Raw genomic sequence first — 19,660 nt, 5'->3', positions numbered from 1 at the left:
CGGCGTTCACGCGCGCCGCGCGCCGCTCCCCTTCACCGGGATCAGCAGTGCGAGCCCGAGTGCGAGCACGAGCACGATGCCGAGGATGCCGAAGTACGGTGCCCCTCCGATCGTGACGAAGAGCGCGAACGCTGTCGGCGCGAGGAAGCTCACCGCGCGCCCGGTCGTCGCATAGAGCCCGAACACCTCGCCCTCGCGTCCAGGCGGGATGAGTCGCGCGAGGAACGTCCGGCTCGCCGATTGCGCCGGCCCGACGAAGAGGGTGAGCGCGAGGCCGGCCGTCCAGAACACGAGCTGCCCGCCGTCGTGCAGGAGGAAGATGATGAGCCCGCTCACCACGAGGCCGATGAGCGCGGCGATGATCACGGGCTTCGCACCGAGCTTGTCGTCGAGCGCGCCGACCGCGATCGTCGAGGCCCCGGCGACCACGTTCGCGGCGATCGCGAAGATGATCACCTCGCCGGCCGAGAATCCGAAGACGGATGCCGCGAGCACCCCGCCGAACGTGAACACGCCCGCGAGGCCATCGCGGAACACCGCGCTTGCGAGCAGGAACCAGACCGTGTTCCGCTGCTCCTTCCAGAGCCGCTTGATGTCGCGGCCGAGGCGCGCGTACGACGCGAAGAAGCCGACACGTTCGCGGCCGACTGCCGCCGGATGCCGGTACTCGGGCACGGCGAAGAACACGGGCAGCGCGAACAGGCCGAACCACACCGCCGCCACGAGCATCGAGACGCGAACCGCGAGTCCGTCGTCGCCGGTCACCCCGAACCATCCGACCTCGGGGGCGATGAAGCCGAAGTACACGATGAGCAGCAGCACGATGCCGCCGACGTAGCCCATGCCCCAGCCGAAGCCCGACACCCTTCCGATCGTCTTCGGAGTCGACACCTGCACGAGCATCGCGTTGTAGTTCACGCCCGCGAACTCGAAGAACACGTTGCCCGCGGCGACGAGGAAGAGGCCGAGCAGCAGGAACTCTGGCGCGGGCAACACGAAGAACATGCAGATCGTGATGGCCACGACGATGTACGTGTTGACGGCGAGCCAGAACTTGCGACGCCCGCTCGTGTCGGAGCGCTGCCCGGTGATCGGCGCGAGCGCCGCGATCAGCAGCCCCGCGATGGCGAGCGCCCAGCCGAGCTGCGCCTCGACCGTGCCGGTCGGTCCGAATGACTCGCCCGTGAGGTACACCGTGAAGACGAACGTCGTGACGACGGCGTTGAACGCGGCCGAGCCCCAGTCCCACAGGCCCCACGCGAACACCTGTCGGCGCGGGATGACCCGCCCCGTCTGCAGCTCGAGGCCCATCACCTTCACGGCTTCGCTGTCGACGGGGGACGGGTCGGGAGGAAGGGTCATGGCTGAAGCCTCGTTCGGTCGGATGAACGGGAGGTGACGCGAGCGGCCGGGCGTGGCATCCGTCTCCGTTCGTCCGGCGCTGATCTTCGAGCACTGTAGCGCTCACGGATGCCGCTGCGGTAGCGGCTCGCGCACGCGCGTTCGCCCGTGGCGATCACCTGTGAGACGCCTCCCGGCGGCTGCTTCACTGGACACATGGCAGAGCACGACGAACTGTTCGACTACCTCCGCTCCACCGACACCGTGCACATCGTCACGACGACCCGCGACGGGCGCACGATTCCGACGCCGATCTGGGCCGTCGCGGTCGACGACGCGATCTACGTGCGCTCGGCGTATGGGCCCGACGCCAAGTGGTACCGGCGTGCGACCACCAATGGCGGTGTCGCGTTCGACACTCCGGCCGGGGCTCGCGCGGTCGCGATCGAGGCGCCCAACGATGCGGGGCTCGAGGCTCGGATCGACGACGCGCTCCAGGAGAAATACGCTGCAGAACCGGCATCCGTCGCCGAAATGCTCACCCCGCTCGCCCGGGGTACGACGCAGCGGGTGACGCCCGTGTCCTAGCCCGAGTGAAGGGCCCGAGCGCGGGCAAGGGCACGAGCACGGGCAAGGGCACGAGGACAGGCAAGGGCACCGGCACGCCGAGCCTCGCCGCTCACCGGTACACCTCGGCGATCAGCTCGCTGAAGAGCTCGTCGGCGTCGCACTCGAGGCGCTGCCGGCTGAACCAGTCGCAGACGTTGACGCAGTCGCGGTGCAGCAGGTCGAAGCCCTGCGGATTCGAGACGAGGTCGACGACCTGCGGCAGGTCGATCGCGACCACCCGCCCGTCGTGCACGAGCAGGTTGTACGGCGAGAGGTCGCCGTGGGCGAGCCCAGAGCGCGCGAGCGTGCGCGTGAATTCGACGATCTGCTGGAACAGCTCGCGCAGCTCGTCGGGTGTCGCCCGCACCTGGGCGAGCCGAGGTGCGGCGACGCGGCCATCGCCGATGAACTCCATGAGCACTTCCGTGCCGCCCACCTGCACCGGGTAGGGCACGGATGCCTCGAGCTCGGTCAGTCGCTTGAGCGCCTCGAACTCGGCATAGGCCCATTGCACGCGAGCGACCTCGCGACCGAACGTCGTGCTCTTCGCGACGGCGCGGGCGTCGCGGCTGCGGCGGGTGCCGCGGCCCTCGGTGTAGACGTTGGAGCGATGGAACTGGCTGTGCTCGCTTCCGCGGTAGCGCTTGGCCGCGAGCAGCACGCTCTGTCCCGGCGTGCCGGGCTCGGCTCCGGGCACGGCACGTTCGATGAGGTGGAGGTCGGCCTCCTTGCCGGTCTTCACGACACCGAGCTCGGTGTCGATCGCCGCGGCATCCGTGACGAGCCAATCGGGACGCGGCAGCGGGCCGCGTTCGGAGGGAGTGGTGGCCGGCCAGGTCGACCAGCGCTGGTCCTCGCCGGGCTCCGTGAGCTGGAACGCGAGGTCGCCCGCGTCGAAGCGCGGGGTCGTGAAGGGGCGGGATGCCACGTGCGAGCGCACGACGGCGGATTCGTCGAGTGACGGGGTGATGTGCAAGGTGGTTTCTCCGAGATTCACGGAGGCCACCGAATGCCCGGCGCGACTGCGCTACAGGCGGGCGGCCTCACAGGGAAGGGTGTCTGCGATGCGCACGACAATGACGGTGTTCATCGATTTCTCCTTCCGGTCTCGGGCGACGGATGCCGCGACGGGCGGCCCGCACGAGAGCATACGCCGCCGGGCAGCGCCGTGTCTATGGAAATCCTGCAGCTGTTCGCGCCCGGACCGACTTGCCGTTTGCGGCCGCTTCGCGGCCTGACATGCGGCCGAAAGTGGCAACTCAGCGCGCCGACCCGCTCCAACCGCGCGCGCGAAGCGCCCGATCGAGCTGCGCGAGTGCGCGGCGAAGAGGCAGGCGACGCCCGACGCGGATGACGATCCAGCTATCGGTTGCGAGGTCGTTGAGCCGCTCCACGTCCCGGTGGAACTGTCGATCGTCGGTGCGGTGTTGCTCGCCGTCGTACTCCAGCAACACGCGGTACCGACGGAAGACGAGATCGCCATGCGTCATCCAGCCGGCCGAGAGCTCGATCGCGCCGTTGCATTCGGGTTCTGGGTAGCCGTGGCGCAAGACGTTGAGTCGCAACAGAGTCTCCCTTCGTGATGCAGAGCGCGGCCGGATATGGATGCGCGCACGGCGTAGCGCCGCCACGCCGGGTCTCGAGCCGAAACGAACGATCGCCTGGTCGAGCTCGTCGAGCGTGGCGAGGGCGTCTCGCCAGCCGAGCAGTCGATCGCCTGCAGCGACGAGGTCATCGGGGCCGAGTGAATCGGCGAGCTGACACCACGCGTCGCATGGTGCGACTACCGGCAAGCCGGCGATGAATCTCGTTTCGGCGTGGGTTCCGAGCCGGTGCCCCACCACGCCCTTCATCCGCGGCTGTCGCAGCGGGGCGGGGACGGCGACGTGCAGGGGAAGCGGAGCCGAGTCAGGGAGCGGTAGCTTCCAGAGCATTGCCGCGGTGCGATGGCTGAAGACCTGGCCCTGCGGCATCCTCGTGGCATACGCCTTGCAGAGGCCGATCAGGTCGAGGTTGTCCGGGGAGGTGCGCACGCCCCGGAACGGTGTCGTCAGGTCGCGCGCCCGGGTACGCCGACGCGTGAGGCCGTAGGCGGCCGCCTGTCGCACCGTGAACGGCGCGGTTTCCAGTTCGGCCGGGAGTCGAGATGGTTTGGCCACGCGCGATATCGTCTCCCGGCCACGGGTCGCGATTGCCGCATCCGCTCGAAGTGTGGTCTGGCCGCGTGCCATCTGTTCCTGTCGAGGACCAGTCCAGCTGCCCGATTGCCGGTTTGGGCCGCCTTCGGGGTGGCTGGGCGGCCAAAAGTGGCAATCCGCTCGGTGGACGGGCGATGCGATTCTGAGGGTGCGAGGTAGGGTCGGCGCCATGTGGGGAGGCGAGCAGGTCGAGGCATCCGCCACCGTCGTGCTCGTCGAGGGCGAGAGTGATCGGCTCGCGGTCGAGACGCTTGCGGCGCGGCTCGGGTGCGACTTGGTCGGAGCGGATGCCACGATCGTCTCGATGGGCGGCGTCACGAACTTGCGCCGACACCTCGCCGAGCTGTCGGCGGCTCCGGTCCGCCCGCGGGTGCTCGGCCTCTTCGACGCCGGTGAGCTCGCGTACGTGCATGCCGTCGTCGAGCGTGACCGACTTCGAGATGCCGGCGCCGGCGACGGCACAGGCATCGGCGCACCCGGGACGCTCGCCGGGCTCGCGTCGCTCGGCTACTTCGCGTGCAAGCCCGATCTCGAGGGCGAGCTCATCCGCGCGCTCGGCACCGATCGGGTGGAGCAACTGCTCGCCGAGCACGGTGAGCTCGCGCGATTCCGCGGCTTCCAGCAACAGCCCGCGCAGCGAGCGAGGCCGACGGACGCGCAGCTCAGGCGATTCATGGGCACGCACAGCGGCCGCAAGGCGCGCTTCGCACCGATTCTCGTCGGCGCGCTCGAGGAGTCGCGCATCCCCGTGGCCCTCGCCGCTCTGGTCGCAGCGATCGGGGCGGGCGCGGGCTGACCGTGGTGGTTTCGATTGGGGTGCTTCGCGGCCTACTCAACCACCGCATCGATGAATGGGCGGAGGGCGTCGACCTCAGCCGGGTCGAGGTCGTCGGCGTAGAAGCGGTGGATGTTCGCCACCTGAATCGCCGCGGCTCCTTCGGCGTCGCGAGCGCTGATCGCCTCCACCAGCCGCGCCCCGTCGAGGGCGCTGCGCTGCACGATCGCCAGCTGGTCGGCTTCCGTGTGCAGTCGCCTCACCATGAGCTCCGCCGTGATTCCGCCGATGACATTGCCGCAGATCTCGATGAGCTGGTTGCCGGAGGCGCGGCGGATCGAGGCATGGAATCGGGAGACGTGCTCGCTGAAGAACTTCGCGCCGTCCGCCTGGATGCTCGCCTCGAGCTCCCGGTGCCGGGCCCTGATCAGGTCGAGATCGGCCTCGCTCCGGTTCCTCGCGGCGAGGCGGGTCGCGCTGCCCTCGAGGAGCAGCCGGAACTGGAGCACCTCGACCCGCGAGACGCTGTCGAGCCGGGCGAGCTGCGACATGGACTTCTCCAGCAGGCGGGGCGAGTAGTGCGAGATGACCGGCCCGCGAGGGTCACCCGGGCGGGGGACTCGACCACACCCGTCGCCTGCAGCACGCGGAGCGCCTCCCGCACGGTCGCGCGGCTCACCGAGAAGTCCGCCATGAGCTTGCGCTCGCCGGGCAGGCGGTCGCCCGCCTTCAGGTCCCCGTTCGCGATCGCGCTCTCGATCTGCAGGACGATCGACTCGTAGGCACTGACCTTCTGCACGGGGGTGAATGGCACGCGGCTCCTTCGGTCTCAGGGGGCGAACGTAAAAAGTGTGTTTCGGGGGCTTGACGGCTCCGGCGGATTCATCATAGCTTTCCGTGTACTGGTCAGACCAGTACCAATCCCGCTCACCACATTGGAGCCGTGCAGTGTCCCCCACCACTCGAACTCTCGCCGCCACGGCCGCCGTGGGCGGCCTCCTCGCCCTCACGGCCTGCACCGCCGGTGCGACCGCCTCATCTCCGAGCGGCGAAGCCCACGACGCATCCGTCACCATCGGACTCACGGGCGAGCCCGTGAACTTCGACCTGACGACCACCGCGGGATCGGCGATCCCGCAAGTGCTCATGAACAACGTCTACGAGGGCCTCGTCGCGCTCGACCAAGACGGAGAGCTCCAGCCGAAGCTCGCCGAGTCCTGGACCGTGAGCGACGACGGCACGACCTACGATTTCGTGCTCCAGGAGGGTGTGACCTTCGCGAACGGCGAGGAGTTCACCGCCGACGACGTGAAGTTCTCGCTCGAGCGCATCGCGACCGACTGGGCGATCAATCAGCCCAAGATGGCCCTGCTCGACCACGTCGAGGTCGTCTCGCCCACCGAGGCGAGGGTCGTGCTGCAGAAGCCGAGCAACATCTGGCTCTACGACATGGCCGGAACCGTGGGCCTCATGTTCGACGCGAGCGGCATCGGCGATCTCGCGAACACGCCCGTCGGCACCGGGCCGTACACCGTCACGGAGCGCGTCACGGGCGACCACATCAGCCTCGCCGCTCGCGAGGACTACTGGGGCGAGGAGCCTGCGATCACCGACGTCGAACTGCGCTACTTCGCCGATGTCGTCGCGAGCACCAACGCACTGCGCGCCGGTGACGTCGACATGCTCTACAACATGCAGGCGCCCGACCTGATCCCGCAGTTCGAGGCCGACGACGAGCTTCAGGTGATCCAGGGCTCTTCGAACGGCGAGATCCTGCTCTCCATGAACAACAAGGTCGCGCCCTTCGACGACGTGCGCGTGCGCCAGGCGATCGCCTACGCCCTCGACCGTCAGGCGATCATGGATGCCGCGTGGGCCGGTTACGGCGAGAGCATCGGCGCCATGGTGCCGCCGACCGACCCGTACTACGAGGACCTGAACGACCTCTACCCCTACGACCCCGAGAAGGCCGAGGAACTGCTCGCGGAGGCCGGCGTCGAGAATCTCTCGATCACCTTCGACGTGCCGACGCGCCCGTACGCCACGGCGGTCTCCGAGGTCGTCGTGTCGCAGCTCGCCGAGGTGGGCATCACCGCGACGATCGCGAGCGACGAGTTCCCGGCCGTGTGGCTCGACAAGGTGTTCACGAAGCACGACTACCAGATGTCGGTCATCCTGGCCGTCGAAGCCCGCGACCTCCTCACGACCTTCAACAACCCCGGCTACTACATCGGCTACGACAACAGCGAGATCGCCCCGATCGTCGCCGCCGCCGACGCAGGTTCGGAAGAGGAGTGGGTCGAGGGAATGAAGGAGGTCGCCGAGATCACGGCAACGGATGTCGCGTCGCTGCCGTTGTTCCTGTTCCCGAACATCGTGGTCGCCGACGCACAACTCGGCGGGATCGCGGGGAACGCCGTGACCGAGTCGCTCGTGCTCTCGGGCCTCCACTGGAACTGATCGCCTGACCGCCTGACCGCGCGCGACCCGCGCGTGTTCGCGCCCGACCCGGGCGTGGCATCCGCTCCACTCGATCCTGAAAGGGGGTGACCGTGGCCGTTCGATTGCTGAAGCTCCTTGGGAGCTTCATCGCCACGGTGCTCGTCTCCACCGTCGTGGTCTTCCTGCTCCTGCGCGTCCTGCCCGGAGACCCGGCCACGGTCGCCCTGGGGATCGAGGCGACGCCTGATCAGCTCGCCGCCTGGCGCGAACAGCACGGCATGAACACGCCGCTCGTCGTGCAGTACTTCGAATGGCTCGGCGGGCTCCTCCGCGGCGACTTCGGGGTGTCGTACGTGACCGGGCAGAACATCAGCCCGGTGATCACCGACCGGCTGCAGGTCACGCTCATCCTCGTCGGGCTCGCCATGGTGATCGCGATCGCGGTCGCCGTGCCGCTCGGCACGATCGCCGCCATCCGCCACCAGCGGCTGTCGGGAGCGGTCATCTCGGCCGTCTCGCAGTTCGGCGTGGCCGTTCCCAGCTTCCTCGTCGGCATGCTCCTCATCGTGTTCTTCGCGATCGAGCTGGACTGGCTGCCGTCGGGCGGCTGGGTGCCGCCGTCAGAGCCCGCCGAGTTCCTCCAGCACGTGACGCTTCCCGTCATCGCGCTGGGCACGGTGCAGGCGTCGATCCTCACGCGCTACGTGCGCTCGGCCGTGCTCGAGATCCAGCGTGAGGACTTCCTGCGCACCGCGCGCTCGAAAGGGCTCACCGCGAACCTCGCGCTCGTGCGCCACGGACTGCGGAACGCAGGCATCCCGGTGCTGACCGTCGTCGGCCTGCAGATGGCGGGACTCCTCGTGGGCGCGGTCGTCGTCGAACGGGTGTTCACGATTCCCGGACTCGGCAGCTACCTCGTCGACTCCGTCGGAAACCGCGACCTGCTCGCGGTGCAAGCGGTCGTCGTGGTGCTCGTCATCGCGATCGTGCTGATCAACTTCCTCGTCGACCTCGCCTTCACCCTGCTCGACCCGAGACTCCGGAGGGCCGCATGAGCATCGTCACCACCCCGTCGGGGGAGGCATCCGCTTCCGCCACCGCCGCTGCCGATCCCGCGGCTGACACGACGAGGGATCACGGCACCGAACCCGTCGGCAGCTCGCGCCGACGTCGCCGCGGCCCGAATGCGCAGCTCGTCGTGGGCGGCGGTCTCATCGCCCTCATCGCGCTGGCGGCGCTCGTCTCCCTCGTCTGGACGCCGTACGACCCGACCCACGCGGTGGCGGTCGACCGCCTCCAGTCGCCGAGCCTCGCTCACCTCATGGGCACCGACCGCTACGGGCGCGACGTGCTGTCGGGGATCATGGCGGGCGCCCAGATCACCCTCCTCGTCGGCACCGTGTCGGTGCTCATCGGTTCGGCGATCGGCGTTCCGTTCGGAATCCTCGCCGGCATGCGGCCGAAACGGCTCGGCGTGCTCATCATGGGCGGCAGCAACGTGGTGATGGCCTTCCCGGGCCTCCTGCTCGCGATCGTGTTCGGCGCCGTGTTCGGCGGCGGCACGCTGAGCGCCATGATCGCGCTGGGCATCGGCTCGGCGCCCGCCTTCGCGCGCGTCGCCCGCTCGGGAACGCTCCAGGTGATGTCGATGGACTACATCTTCGCCGCACGGGCGGCCAACCGCTCGGGCCTTGCGATCGCCCTGCGCCACGTGGTGCCGAACATCGGCGGCATGGTCATCGTGCAGTGCTCGGTGAACTTCGCGATCGCCGTGCTCGCCGAGGCCGGCCTCTCCTTCCTCGGCCTCGGCACGCTGCCGCCGACCCCGTCGTGGGGCCGGATGCTGCTCGACGCGCAGCAGTTCCTCGCCACCAGCGCGTACCTCGCCGTCTTCCCCGGCGTTGCCATCGCCCTCGCGGTGCTCGGGTTCAACCTCCTCGGCGACGGGCTCCGTGACCGCTTCGACCCCAAGATGAGGAACCGATGACCTCCACCGCGCACCCCTTGGCGAACAGCATCCCCCTCGCCGACCGCCCGGCACTCGAGGTGACGGGCCTCACCGTCGCCACCGACGATCACGAGCTCGTCTCGAACCTCGCCTTCCGCATCGAGCGCGGCGAACGGGTCGGCCTCATCGGTGAATCGGGCTCGGGCAAGTCCCTCACCTCACTCGCCGTCATGGGCCTCCTGCCAGACTCGCTCACCGCGACCGGCCGGGTCACCGTCGGCGGCGACGACCGCAACGTCATCGGGCTCGGCGAGGCGCAGGCCGCGAAGCTCCGCGGCGCGAACATGGCGATGGTCTTCCAGGAGCCGATGACCGCGCTCAACCCGCTCATGCGCGTCGGCCGACAGATCGCCGAGTCGATGCTGATCCACGGCACGCAACCGAATCGGTCCGCCGCCGAGCGGCGAGCGGTCGAGCTGATGACGGATGTCGGTCTGCCGACGCCGACCGAGACGGCGCGCGCCTACCCGCACCAGCTCTCGGGCGGCCAGCGCCAGCGCGTCGTGCTCGCGATCGCGCTCGCCAACGACCCCGAGCTGCTCGTCTGCGACGAGCCGACGACGGCCCTCGACGTGACCGTGCAGAAGCAAGTGCTGAAGCTCGTGCTCGAGACGGTGTCCCGCAGGTCGACCGGGCTGCTCTTCATCACGCACGACCTCGCGGTCGTCGGCGAGACGTGCGAGCGAGTGCTCGTCATGAACAAGGGCGTCGTGGTCGAGGAGGGCCCGATCGACCGGGTGTTCACGAGACCGCAGCATCCGTACACCCGAGGCCTGCTCGCGGCATCCGACCTCGATGCCACCGACACCACCGGCCGCCTCTTCACGGTCGCGACCGCCGCCGACTACGTGCCCGGCCGATCGGTGACACGGGTGGCTGCCCGGCCGGTCGCGCCGGTCGCGCCGGTCGCGCTGACAACGCCGACCGCCCCAGGCGACCGCCCGAGCGAGGTCGGGATCTCGCCGCTTCCGTCGTCGACGCTCGTGCGCGCCGAGCAGCTCACGAAGCAGTACCGCCGCGACCGCACGTCGCTGCGCACGCCGGCGCCGACCGTCGACGCGCTTCGCGGGGTGTCGTTCGAGATCGAGGCGGGGCAGCGCTTCGGGATCGTCGGCGAGTCCGGATCGGGCAAGTCGACCCTGCTCCGCATCCTTTCGGGGCTCGACCAGCCGACGTCGGGAACCATCGACGTCGTCGGCCGGCGCCTGAACGGCGCGCGGCATGCCGACCTCGCCGAGCTCCGCAAGAACCTGCAGATCGTCTTCCAGGATCCGATGGCGTCGCTCGACCCGCGCATGCGCATCGGCGAGATCATCGCCGAGCCGCTCATGAACGCCGCGAACCTGCAGGGCGGAATCGCGGTCTCGCGCAAGGAGCGCGCCGCCCTCGTCGCCGAGATGGTGCACGCCGTCGGCTTGCCGACCGACTCGGTCGAGCGGTTCCCCCACCAGTTCTCGGGCGGGCAGCGCCAGCGCATCTCGATCGCCCGCGCACTCGTGTGCCGGCCCCGCATCCTCGTCGCCGACGAGCCCGTCAGCGCCCTCGACGTGTCGGTGCGAGCTCAGGTGCTGAACCTGCTCGCCGACCTCGTCGACGAGTACGAGCTCACCCTCGTCTTCGTCTCGCACGACCTCGGCGTCGTGCGTCACCTCTGCGACCGCGTCGCAGTCATGCAACGGGGCGAGATCGTCGAGCAGGGGGAGACCCGCGCGATCTACAAGAACCCGTCCCACCCGTACACGCGCAGTCTCATCGAGGCGACGCCGACCATCCGACACACGCAGGAGCAGGAATGACCGAGTCCGCCGCAGCGGCAACCTCCACCGCCGCCACGACCGCCTCGGCCGCCCGAGCCTCGCTCTCCGGCGCGGCTCTCACCACTGCCTACGCTTCGGGCGACCTCTCGCCCGTGGAGGTCGCCGGCGCGATCCTCGACGACATCGCCGAGCGCAACCCGGTCATCAACGCGTTCAGCGATCTCGACCCCGAGCAGGTGCTCGCCGACGCGCGCGCGAGCGAAGCGCGCTGGGTGCGCGGCGAGCCGCGCGGCCGCCTCGACGGGATCCCCTGCACCGTCAAGGAGAACCTGTACCGTGCCGGCATCCCGGCCTTCGCGGGATCGGGTGCGAGCGTGCCCGTCATCCCCGCTCGGAACTCCCCGGTCGTCGACCGCATCCTCGAGGCGGGCGGCGTCATCATCGGCTCGACGACGATGCCCGACTGGGGGATGCTCTCCTCCGGAGTCTCGAGCGTGCACGGCATCACGCGCAGCCCGTGGGACTCCACTCTCACGGTCGGCGGATCGAGTTCGGGAGCCGGGGCCGCCGCCGCTGCGGGATTCGGCACCTTCCACGTCGGCACCGACATCGGCGGATCGGTGCGACTGCCCGCCACGTGGCTCGGCCTTGCGACCCTGAAGCCGAGCGACGGCCGAATCCCCATCGACAACCCGTACCTCGGGCGAGCGGCGGGCCCGATCGCGCAGTCGGTCGCCGACGTCGCGCTCGGCATGTCGGTGCTCTCGCGTCCCGATGCGCGCGACTACACGTCGCTGCCGCCCGAGGACCTCGACTGGGACGACCTCGAGGTCGACGTGCGCGGCAAGCGCATCGCCGTGCACCTGGAGCCTGGCGCCGGCTTGCGCGTCGACCCCGAGGTGCGAGCCGCGATCGAACGCGCCGCTGCCGCGTTCTCCGACGCGGGCGCCGAGATCGTCGAGCTCGCGCCGTTCATCAACGACCGATTCCTCGACGAGCTCGACCTGTTCTGGCGCGTGCGCTTCTGGCGCACCTATGTCGACCTGAGCCCCGAGGCCAAGGGCCGGGTGCTCCCATTCATCTCGACCTGGGTGCACGGCGGTGCGGATGTCTCGGGCCGCCGCGCACTCGAGGCCTACGACGCGATCGCCGAGATGCGCCGGGTCACGGTGGAGGCGACGCATCCGTTCGACGCCGTGCTCTCGCCGGTCTCCCCGGTCGCCGCGTTCCCGGCGGAATGGCCCATGCCGTGGGGAGACGACGATCAGCGGATGTCGCACATCGCCTTCACCGCGCCCTACAACATGACGGGACAGCCCTCGTCGAGCGTCAACTGCGGCTTCACCGCCGATGGACGCACGATCGGACTGCAGATCACGGGCCGGCGCTTCGCCGACCTCGAGACGCTGCGGTTCACGGCCTGGTACGAGCGCACGCGGCCGGCGTCGGCGGTGCCGGAGTTCCCGACGGGCGGGTAGGTCGGCTGCCTAGCCCTGGCGGGCCTTCATGCGCGGGTTCTGCTTGTTGATCACGAACGTGCGGCCTCGACGGCGCACGATCTGCGCCCCCGGGATCTTCTTCAGTGCCTTGAGCGAGTTGCGAACTTTCATGGATGCCTCCTAGTTGAGAATGATTATCAGATAGCCTAGCTCCCTGATGACACGAAACGGGGCAGCATGCGGCAGGATCCACCGAACGGGCGCACCGGGCCGGTGCTCGACGTCACCCTCGTCAGCGGCTTGCGCCGAGCCGACCGGAGCCGCTTCGCGGCATTGACCAGCGGCGCAGCGGCCGCGCAGCAGGTGGAACCGTCTTCGACCGGCCACGAGGAGTTCCACCTCGAGCTCGCCGATCGTCTCCTCGAGCTCGCGGCACGCGGCCGCGCGGGCAGCGTCGTCGTCGACCTCGACCCACGCGTTGACTGCCTCGAGGCCGGCCTCGTGCTCCGCCACATCTTCGCGGCAGAGGCATCCGATGGCATCCCGGTGCAGTTGCGCGAACTCGTGACGATCGCCCGCGTCGCCGACATCCGCCGATGGCTCTTCCGTGAAGGACCTGACCACACGCGGCGCGGCGAATACGACACGAGCGAACGACTGGCGGCGCAGCTGGAGTCGGCGAGCACGATCGTATTGGCCGACCTGACGGATGCCCCGTCGGTCGCCGCCCGTGAGGTCATCGCGCTCCTGAATCGCCTCAACCCGAGCGCGAGGATCCTCCCTCCGAGCGAAGCGGAGCATCCCGCAGCGAGCTCGGTGCCGGCGAATGACCGGCTCGATGCACTCGGCCGGGACATGGGATGGATGCTCGAGCTCGAGGGGCGCGCGGGCCTGCCGACGACCATCTCGGGGATCGGTGCATTCGTGTTCCGAGACCCGCGCCCGTTTCATCCGACACGGCTCGGACACGTCGTCGAGCACTTCCTCGATCCCGAAGACGCCGGCCTCATCGTGCGAAGTCGGGGCCTCGTGCGCCTCGCCTCACGGCCGGGCAGGGTCGGCTCCTGGTCGTCGGCGGGGCGAGTGCTCTCGCTCGACCCGACCGCGATGCTCAGCTGGGACGTCGACTCGCCGCAAGGACAGGAGCTCGTGTTCTTCGGCCGGGAGCTGCAGCCCGAGTATCTCGCCAACGTACTCAGTGCGGCGCTGCTCGCAGACGACGAGCTGCTCGCCGGTCCGATGGAGTGGGCCGGGTATCGCGATCCGTTCCCGGCTTGGGGGCTCGAGCACGATCACTGAGGTTGGCGCGGTCGCGGGCAGGTGGCTTCGATACGGCTGCTTCGCTGCCTACTCAACCACCGAGTCGTCGAGGACCGAGGCGCGCGCCTCCGCGATCACGAGTCCGATCTCCTCGAGGTGCACGGCCATCGCGCGTTCGGCCGCGTCGGCGTCGCCGGACTCGATCGCCGCGAGGATCCGGGCGTGACCCCGGCGGGAGACATCCCGGCCGCGCGGTTGCAGATGCGAATACGCGCGTTCGCTGATCGTCCAGCTCGCGGTGAGCCCGCTGAGCGAGGAGAGCAGACGGTTGCCGGCGGTCTCGGCGACGGCGAGGTGGAACGCGATGTCGAGCGACATGGATGCCTCGACGTCGAGTTCGGTCGCGGAGGCGTCGAGGATCCTCCGCATCTCGGCGACGGTGTTCGGGGTGGCGCGATTCGCGGCGAGGCGCGCGATCTGCGGCTCGACGACCGCGCGGAGCTCGGCCGACTCCGCGAAGTCGCGCTCCTCCTGCGAGAGGTGGGCCACGAGCCGGGCCGATGACGACGGATCGTGCGTGACCCTCGTTCCGCTGCCCTGCTGGCTGTGCACGAGTCCGGCGCTCTGGAGCTGTTGCAGCGCCTCGCGCAGTGCCGCTCGCGAGACGCCGAGCTCTGCCGCGAGCGCGCGCTCGGCCGGCAGGCGTCCGCCGTTCGGGAATGCGCCGGTGACGATGAGCCGCTTCAGGTGCCGAGCCACGTCGTCGGCGACCGACGCACCATGCCTCGGCATGGGCCCCATCGGTTCAGTGGCTGAGGGCATCGAACTCATTCTCGACGTGAAGACGGAACTGGTGGGTGCCCTTGACGCGACACCCACCAGTTTCCCACGTGCGGTTACGCCTTCGCGGTCTCGAGCTGGACGGCGTCGACGTTCTCAGCCGAGAACGCCGCCCACATCTGGTCGTAGTCGAGCTGCTTCTCCCAGCGCGACACGACGAAGGCGGCGACGCAGTTGCCGAGCAGGTTCACCGAGACGCGCATCGAGTCCATGATGCGGTCCGCTCCGAGGAGCAGGGCGACGCCGGCGACGGGGAAGAGGCCGAGCGCCGTGGCCGTCGCCGAGAGTGCCAGGAACGACGACCCGGGAACGCCCGCCATGCCCTTCGAGGTGAGCAGCAGGATGCCGAGGGCGCCGAGCTGCTCGCCGAGCGAGAGGTCGACCCCGAACGCCTGCGCGAGGAAGAGGAGGGCGATCGACAGGTAGATGGCGGCGCCGTCGAGGTTGAACGAGTACCCGGTCGGCACGACGAGGCCCGTGATCGAACGCGGGCAACCGGCTGCGGTGAGCTTGGCCATGATGCGGGGCAGCACCGCCTCGCTCGAGGCGGTGCCGAGCGCGAGCGCGAACTCCGAGCGCGAGTACTTGATGAACTGCCAGAGCGGCACCCGAGCGAATCCCCAGGCGACGAGGAAGAGCAGGCCGATGAAGATGATCGCGGCGCCGTAGCAGGCAGCAATCAGCACGGCATAGGTGCCGAGCGTCGCGATGCCGTACTGGCCGATGATGAACGCCATCGCACCGAACGCACCGATCGGCGCGACCCTCATGATCCAGCCCATGATCTTGAAGATGATCGTCATTCCCGAGTCGAGCAGGTCGACGACGGGCTTCACCTTGTCCTTGCCGATCACGACGATCGCGGCGCCGACGAACACCGAGAAGAACAGCACCTGGAGCAGGATGTTGCTCGCGAACGCGCCCATCACGCTCTCGGGAATCACGTTGAGCAGGAACTCCGACGCGGTCGGCAGCTCGCCGCCGGCCGTCTTCGCCTCGAGGGCGGACGTGTCGAGCGACGCGGGGTCGATGTCGAGTCCGGCACCGGGCCTGACGATGTTCGCGACGATCATGCCGAAGACGAGCGCGAACGTCGAGGCGATCAGGAAGTACGTGAGTGCCTTCACGCCGACCCTGCCGACCGACCTCACATCGCCGACGTGCGCGATGCCCGTGACGATGACGAGGAAGATGAGCGGCGCGATGATCATCTTGATGATCCGGATGAAGGCGTCGCCCAGTGGCTTCAGCTGCGCGCCGAGGTCGGGGAAGAGCCATCCGATGCTCACACCGAGCACGATCGCCACGATGATCTGGAAGAACAGGGACTTGTAGATCGGTTGCTTCACACGGATGTCGTGCTCGGGTGTCTCTTCGAACAGCCCGTCAGAGGTCTTCGCCATTGGTCGGTTCCTTCGCGTCGGTCCGAATGGACACGGAAAGTGGTCTGACCAATTAAGGCGGTGCGATGTTGCCCCGGCTTCGCCTCGGTGTTACGAGGGCGTAAAGCTTTCGAGCGGTCCGGGTGTGGTGCGCGACAGCGGCATCGGTCAGAGTGGACCCGTGAACACGCTCATCGCCCCCGTGCCAGCGAGCTTGCGCCAGAGTGACATCCGCCTCATCGGACAGGCCATCCACTCGCGCGGCCTCAGCCCGATCCGCCTGGACATCGGCGAGCCCGACCTGCCGGCGTCACCGCATGTGATCGAGGCGGCCATGCTCGCTGCCGGGGGCCCCACGAGCTATACGCCCGCGGCCGGCACCGATGCCTTCCGCGACGCCGCAGCCGACTACCTGCGGGTCCGCCATGCGCTTGAGGTCTCGCCCGACGACATCGTGATCGGGAATGGCGCGACCGGTGCCCTCATGAGCTGCTTCCAGCTCCTCACCCGCGCGGGCGACGAATGGCTCGTTCCCGTGCCGGCCTTCCCGTGCTACCGAACGCAGATCGCGCTCGCCGGGGGCGTCGCCGTCGGCTACCCGCTCGCTGCGGAGCACGACTGGATCCCCGGCCTCGCCGACCTCGAGGATCGCATCACGTCCCGCACCCGCGGCATCGTCATCAACACTCCGGGCAATCCCACCGGCGCGGTCATCCCGGCTGAAACTCTGAGTGCCATCGCGGGCCTCGCCGGGCGGCGAGGGCTGGCGATACTGAGCGACGAGGTCTACGCCGACATGGCCTTCGATGCGCCGGCCGTCAGCGCACTCGCGGTCGATCGCGCCCGCACGTTCTCGGTGTTCAGCCTGTCGAAGACGTTCTCGATGACCGGATGGCGCGTGGGCTTCACGGTCGCGCCTCCCGGCACCGGGGCACAGCTCGCCGCCGTCAACTCGCAGAACATGGCCTCGGCGAACTCCGTGGCCCAGGCCGTCGCGATCGCCGCCCTCACGGGGCCGTGGGCCGACGTCGAGACGCGACGGGAGACCTTCGCCCGGCGGCGGGACGCAGTTCACGCCTGGCTCGGCGAGCGCAGCATCCCGCATACAACTCCGGGCGGAGCCTTCTACCAGCCCCTTCCGCTCCAGAGCGGGACCGACTCGTTCGATGCGGCCATGTCGCTCCTCGACGATGGCGTCGCGCTGGTTCCCGGGCGCGCGTTCGTCGAATCGGCGGCACAGCCGTTTCTGCGGATGAGCCTCGCCGCCGACATCCCGATCCTGCTCGACGGCCTCGCGATCGTGGAGCAGCGCTTCTGGAGATGACGGATGCCCCGACGGCGTGCTGCCCGCCCTCGTGGGCTTCAGTCGACGTCGGTCGGCCTCTCGCCCGCGAAGACATGCGCGAGCGCGTCCCGCACTGCGGCGACACTGGTCCGTTCGAGCGCGGCGCTCCGCGCGATCGCGACGATGTCGCGCGTGGATCTGCCCGGGAGCGGGGCGATCGGACTCTCCGTCGGATGCAGGACCATCATCAGCGGCGTCGCCAGGGTGATCCCGATGCCGGATTCGGCCATGGCGATCGACACCGCCGTGTCGGTCACCGTGTGGATGACGTGCGGATCGATGTCTGCCGCAGCGCAGGCCAGCCGGGTGGCCCTGCCGAACGACGAGTCGATGGGCGGAAGGATCCACTCGGCCTCGTTGGCGTAGGCGAGCAGCTGCTCTGGCGCATCGAGGAGCTCTCGGGCGGCCGACGGCAGCACCATGTGGAACGGTTCCCGGCGCAGCAGCGAACTGACGACGCCTCGTTGCGGTGGCACGGGAGCGTCGGAGTAGTTCAGCCCGAGCGCGATGTCGATCTCGTTCGCGAGCACCGCTTGCGGCATCCGTTCGACGTCGACCTCGAGCGCTCGCATGTCGACGTTCGGAGCGACTTCGCGCAAGCGCTCGGTGACCGGTCGGATCGCCGACACCGCCGCCGAGCCGAACACCCCCAGGATCACGACCGTCTCGTGTGCCGTCTCGGGGCCGCTCAGTGCCGCCTCGGCCCGGCGTTCCGCGTCGAGCACCTGTCGAGCATGGTGCCGCAGGATCCGCCCGGTGTCGGTGAGGGTGAGGACGCGCCCCGATTTCACGAACAGCGGGCGGGCGAGGGTCGCCTGCAACGCGCTCATCTGCTGGGAGATGGCACCGGTCGTGTAGCCGAGCCGTTCAGCCGCCGCCGTCATCGTTCCGAGCTCGGCGACCGCCGAGAAGGTGCGGAGCTGGTCGAGCGTCCAATGCATATAGCAATGCTAAACGGTTGATGAAAATTACCTCGATTGTCCTAAACGCCTTCCGCGAGCATGCTGGAACCAGCCCGGCGAGAGGAAGCCATGCAAACCGACCACGTCGAGAACGTCGTTCCCCTGGTCGAGCAGCCCGAGACGAAGCTGCCCTCCAGCGCGGAGGTCGTCATCATCGGAGCGGGCATCATGGGCACGAGCATCGCCTTCCACCTCGCCGAGGCGGGCGTCCGGAACATCGTGCTCCTCGAACGCAACACGCTCGGTTCGGGCTCATCGGCGAAGCCATTGGGAGGCGTGCGCGCAACCTTCTCGGACCCCGGCAACATCCGTCTCGGCCAGCGCAGCCTCGACGCCTACGAACGTTTCGACGAGCGGTTCCGGACCGACATCGGGCTCCGGCAGGTCGGCTACCTCTTCCTCTGCCGGGACGAGTCCGAGATGGCGTCGGTCGAGTCGAGCACCCTGGTGCAGAACAGCCTGGGATGTTCCAGCCGGATGGTCACTCCCGCCGAAGCGCGAGAGATCAACCCGTTCCTCGATCCTGAGGCGCTGCTCGGCGGTTCGTTCTCCCCGCGAGACGGATTCGCCCAGCCCGCTCGCGTCGTGAAGGCCTACGCAGAGGCGGCCGTCGAGCTCGGCGTCTCGATCTGCGAGTACACCGAGGTGCTCGACATCGACGCCGACGGCGGCGCGGTGCGCGAGGTGCACACGAACCGCGGATCGATCACCACGAGCGCGGTCGTTCTCGCGGCTGGCGCGTGGTCGACCAGGTTGGGAGAGATGGCCGGGGTCTACCTGCCCGTCGAGCCGGTGCGCCGCCAGATCGGCTTCACGCGGCAGCAGGCCAGGCCGCTTCCCACGGTTCCGTTCACCCTCGACCTCTCGACGACCCTGTACTTCCACAACTACCGCAACGCGATGCTGCTGGGCATCTCCAACCAGGACCAGGAACCCGGCTTCGACCGCGAGTTCTCCTACCGGTGGAAGCCGGCGTTCGATCGGGCCGCCGAGATCATCGCTCCCACATTGGCCAACCTCCCGCTCGAGGCCGGTTGGGCAGGACTCTACGAGAACACGCCCGACCACAACGCGATGATCGGCCGGTCCGACGACGTGCAGGGCGTGCTCTACGCCACCGGGTTCTCGGGGCACGGATTCCTGCAGGGGCCGGCTGTCGGTGAGCTCGTTCGTGACCTCTACCTGGGACGCGACTCGTTCATGGACGCCACCTCGTTCAGCGCCATCCGATTCAAGGGCCTGCAGGCCCGACTCGCCGAAGTCCACATCATCTAGCCGGTCCAGGGAAGGAAGAAACCACCG

Annotated in this window: 18 protein-coding genes and 1 pseudogene; 10 read left to right on the top strand and 9 right to left on the bottom strand. The window is 69.0% G+C overall.

The features are described from left to right. Positions 1 to 6 precede the first annotated feature (6 nt). Positions 7 to 1,362 carry an MFS transporter gene (locus QFZ29_RS16705; protein WP_306895205.1) on the bottom strand — a complete coding sequence of 452 codons (1,356 nt, stop codon included), beginning with the start codon at positions 1,360 to 1,362 and terminating at the stop codon, positions 7 to 9. Between the two features lie 195 nt (positions 1,363 to 1,557). On the opposite strand from QFZ29_RS16705, the gene QFZ29_RS16700 reads away from it, so the two are divergent. Then, entirely contained in the window at positions 1,558 to 1,929 is a 372-nt protein-coding gene (locus tag QFZ29_RS16700) for a DUF2255 family protein (protein WP_306895204.1), read from the top strand. 91 nt (positions 1,930 to 2,020) lie between these two features. Here the strand turns inward: QFZ29_RS16700 and QFZ29_RS16695 are convergent, their stop codons facing one another. Together QFZ29_RS16695 and QFZ29_RS16690 are read right to left on the bottom strand one after the other, a co-directional pair. Beyond that, positions 2,021 to 2,947: a serine protein kinase RIO gene (locus tag QFZ29_RS16695; RefSeq protein ID WP_306895203.1), complete on the bottom strand. Its 927-nt coding sequence runs from the start codon at positions 2,945 to 2,947 to the stop codon at positions 2,021 to 2,023. A gap of 262 nt (positions 2,948 to 3,209) precedes the next feature. After that, complete coding sequence (locus QFZ29_RS16690) at positions 3,210 to 4,319, bottom strand: hypothetical protein (RefSeq protein WP_306895201.1); 1,110 nt, start codon at positions 4,317 to 4,319, stop codon at positions 3,210 to 3,212. Here QFZ29_RS16690 and QFZ29_RS16685 point away from each other — a divergent pair. Beyond that, entirely contained in the window at positions 4,318 to 4,944 is a 627-nt protein-coding gene (locus QFZ29_RS16685; protein ID WP_306895198.1) for a TOPRIM nucleotidyl transferase/hydrolase domain-containing protein, read from the top strand. The two genes, QFZ29_RS16690 and QFZ29_RS16685, sit on opposite strands and share 2 nt — an antisense overlap. 32 nt (positions 4,945 to 4,976) lie before the next feature. On the opposite strand, the gene QFZ29_RS16680 is transcribed toward QFZ29_RS16685, so the two are convergent. Both QFZ29_RS16680 and QFZ29_RS20435 read right to left on the bottom strand, forming a co-directional pair. Then, positions 4,977 to 5,474, bottom strand: coding sequence for a FadR/GntR family transcriptional regulator (locus QFZ29_RS16680; protein WP_306895197.1), 498 nt, complete (start codon positions 5,472 to 5,474; stop codon positions 4,977 to 4,979). Positions 5,475 to 5,599: 125 nt separating this feature from the next. Then, a pseudogene (locus tag QFZ29_RS20435) lies at positions 5,600 to 5,722 on the bottom strand (GntR family transcriptional regulator); the annotation flags it as partial. A gap of 149 nt (positions 5,723 to 5,871) precedes the next feature. Between QFZ29_RS20435 and QFZ29_RS16675 the strand changes: the two are divergent. From QFZ29_RS16675 to QFZ29_RS16655, 5 genes are all read left to right on the top strand, one after another. Beyond that, positions 5,872 to 7,383, top strand: coding sequence for an ABC transporter substrate-binding protein (locus tag QFZ29_RS16675; protein ID WP_306895194.1), 1,512 nt, complete (start codon positions 5,872 to 5,874; stop codon positions 7,381 to 7,383). A 92-nt stretch (positions 7,384 to 7,475) separates the two neighbouring features. Beyond that, entirely contained in the window at positions 7,476 to 8,420 is a 945-nt protein-coding gene (locus tag QFZ29_RS16670) for an ABC transporter permease (RefSeq protein ID WP_306895193.1), read from the top strand. Then, a complete protein-coding gene (locus QFZ29_RS16665) occupies positions 8,417 to 9,352 on the top strand; it encodes an ABC transporter permease (RefSeq protein WP_306895192.1) in 936 nt (311 codons plus the stop codon). Before QFZ29_RS16670 ends, QFZ29_RS16665 begins: the two co-directional genes overlap by 4 nt. Then, complete coding sequence (locus QFZ29_RS16660; protein ID WP_306895189.1) at positions 9,349 to 11,169, top strand: dipeptide ABC transporter ATP-binding protein; 1,821 nt, start codon at positions 9,349 to 9,351, stop codon at positions 11,167 to 11,169. Before QFZ29_RS16665 ends, QFZ29_RS16660 begins: the two co-directional genes overlap by 4 nt. Beyond that, complete coding sequence (locus QFZ29_RS16655) at positions 11,166 to 12,608, top strand: amidase (protein WP_306895187.1); 1,443 nt, start codon at positions 11,166 to 11,168, stop codon at positions 12,606 to 12,608. The genes QFZ29_RS16660 and QFZ29_RS16655 overlap by 4 nt, the downstream gene beginning before the upstream one ends. 9 nt (positions 12,609 to 12,617) lie before the next feature. Here the strand turns inward: QFZ29_RS16655 and ykgO are convergent, their stop codons facing one another. After that, on the bottom strand, positions 12,618 to 12,740 hold the full coding sequence (ykgO, locus tag QFZ29_RS16650) for a type B 50S ribosomal protein L36 (protein WP_306895185.1): 123 nt from the start codon (positions 12,738 to 12,740) through the stop codon (positions 12,618 to 12,620). Between the two features lie 66 nt (positions 12,741 to 12,806). Here ykgO and QFZ29_RS16645 point away from each other — a divergent pair, with 66 nt between their 5' ends. Then, entirely contained in the window at positions 12,807 to 13,868 is a 1,062-nt protein-coding gene (locus QFZ29_RS16645) for a GTP-binding protein (protein WP_306895183.1), read from the top strand. Positions 13,869 to 13,916: 48 nt separating this feature from the next. Here QFZ29_RS16645 and QFZ29_RS16640 read toward each other — a convergent pair whose 3' ends face one another. Together QFZ29_RS16640 and QFZ29_RS16635 are read right to left on the bottom strand one after the other, a co-directional pair. Then, entirely contained in the window at positions 13,917 to 14,651 is a 735-nt protein-coding gene (locus QFZ29_RS16640) for a FadR/GntR family transcriptional regulator (RefSeq protein ID WP_306895181.1), read from the bottom strand. Positions 14,652 to 14,725: 74 nt separating this feature from the next. After that, the gene (locus tag QFZ29_RS16635) at positions 14,726 to 16,072 is read right to left on the bottom strand and encodes a cation:dicarboxylate symporter family transporter (protein WP_306895179.1); all 1,347 of its coding nucleotides are present in this window, start codon (positions 16,070 to 16,072) and stop codon (positions 14,726 to 14,728) included. Between the two features lie 160 nt (positions 16,073 to 16,232). Here QFZ29_RS16635 and QFZ29_RS16630 point away from each other — a divergent pair, with 160 nt between their 5' ends. Beyond that, a complete protein-coding gene (locus QFZ29_RS16630) occupies positions 16,233 to 17,375 on the top strand; it encodes a pyridoxal phosphate-dependent aminotransferase (RefSeq protein ID WP_306895177.1) in 1,143 nt (380 codons plus the stop codon). A gap of 38 nt (positions 17,376 to 17,413) precedes the next feature. Here the strand turns inward: QFZ29_RS16630 and QFZ29_RS16625 are convergent, their stop codons facing one another. Further along, positions 17,414 to 18,337 (bottom strand): LysR family transcriptional regulator, encoded by a 924-nt coding sequence (locus QFZ29_RS16625; RefSeq protein WP_306895175.1) that lies wholly within the window; start codon positions 18,335 to 18,337, stop codon positions 17,414 to 17,416. A gap of 90 nt (positions 18,338 to 18,427) precedes the next feature. Between QFZ29_RS16625 and QFZ29_RS16620 the strand changes: the two genes are divergently transcribed. Further along, entirely contained in the window at positions 18,428 to 19,633 is a 1,206-nt protein-coding gene (locus QFZ29_RS16620) for an NAD(P)/FAD-dependent oxidoreductase (protein ID WP_306895173.1), read from the top strand. Positions 19,634 to 19,660 lie beyond the last annotated feature (27 nt).

The organism is Agromyces albus (assembly GCF_030815405.1).
In the GTDB taxonomy this organism is placed as follows: Bacteria; Actinomycetota; Actinomycetes; order Actinomycetales; family Microbacteriaceae; genus Agromyces; species Agromyces albus_A.
This window is presented reverse-complemented; position numbering and strand designations above follow the sequence as displayed.

Excerpts from the sequence above, each read along its gene's own strand:
- QFZ29_RS16705 (WP_306895205.1), bottom strand. The coding sequence starts at position 1,362 with ATGACCCTTCCTCCCGACCCGTCCCCCGTCGACAGCGAAGCCGTGAAG.
- QFZ29_RS16700 (WP_306895204.1), top strand. The coding sequence starts at position 1,558 with ATGGCAGAGCACGACGAACTGTTCGACTACCTCCGCTCCACCGACACC.
- QFZ29_RS16685 (WP_306895198.1), top strand. The coding sequence starts at position 4,318 with ATGTGGGGAGGCGAGCAGGTCGAGGCATCCGCCACCGTCGTGCTCGTC.
- QFZ29_RS16690 (WP_306895201.1), bottom strand. The coding sequence starts at position 4,319 with ATGGCGCCGACCCTACCTCGCACCCTCAGAATCGCATCGCCCGTCCAC.
- QFZ29_RS16680 (WP_306895197.1), bottom strand. The coding sequence starts at position 5,474 with ATGTCGCAGCTCGCCCGGCTCGACAGCGTCTCGCGGGTCGAGGTGCTC.
- QFZ29_RS16665 (WP_306895192.1), top strand. The coding sequence starts at position 8,417 with ATGAGCATCGTCACCACCCCGTCGGGGGAGGCATCCGCTTCCGCCACC.
- QFZ29_RS16660 (WP_306895189.1), top strand. The coding sequence starts at position 9,349 with ATGACCTCCACCGCGCACCCCTTGGCGAACAGCATCCCCCTCGCCGAC.
- QFZ29_RS16655 (WP_306895187.1), top strand. The coding sequence starts at position 11,166 with ATGACCGAGTCCGCCGCAGCGGCAACCTCCACCGCCGCCACGACCGCC.
- ykgO (WP_306895185.1), bottom strand. The coding sequence starts at position 12,740 with ATGAAAGTTCGCAACTCGCTCAAGGCACTGAAGAAGATCCCGGGGGCG.
- QFZ29_RS16645 (WP_306895183.1), top strand. The coding sequence starts at position 12,807 with ATGCGGCAGGATCCACCGAACGGGCGCACCGGGCCGGTGCTCGACGTC.
- QFZ29_RS16640 (WP_306895181.1), bottom strand. The coding sequence starts at position 14,651 with ATGCCCTCAGCCACTGAACCGATGGGGCCCATGCCGAGGCATGGTGCG.
- QFZ29_RS16635 (WP_306895179.1), bottom strand. The coding sequence starts at position 16,072 with ATGGCGAAGACCTCTGACGGGCTGTTCGAAGAGACACCCGAGCACGAC.
- QFZ29_RS16625 (WP_306895175.1), bottom strand. The coding sequence starts at position 18,337 with ATGCATTGGACGCTCGACCAGCTCCGCACCTTCTCGGCGGTCGCCGAG.
- QFZ29_RS16620 (WP_306895173.1), top strand. The coding sequence starts at position 18,428 with ATGCAAACCGACCACGTCGAGAACGTCGTTCCCCTGGTCGAGCAGCCC.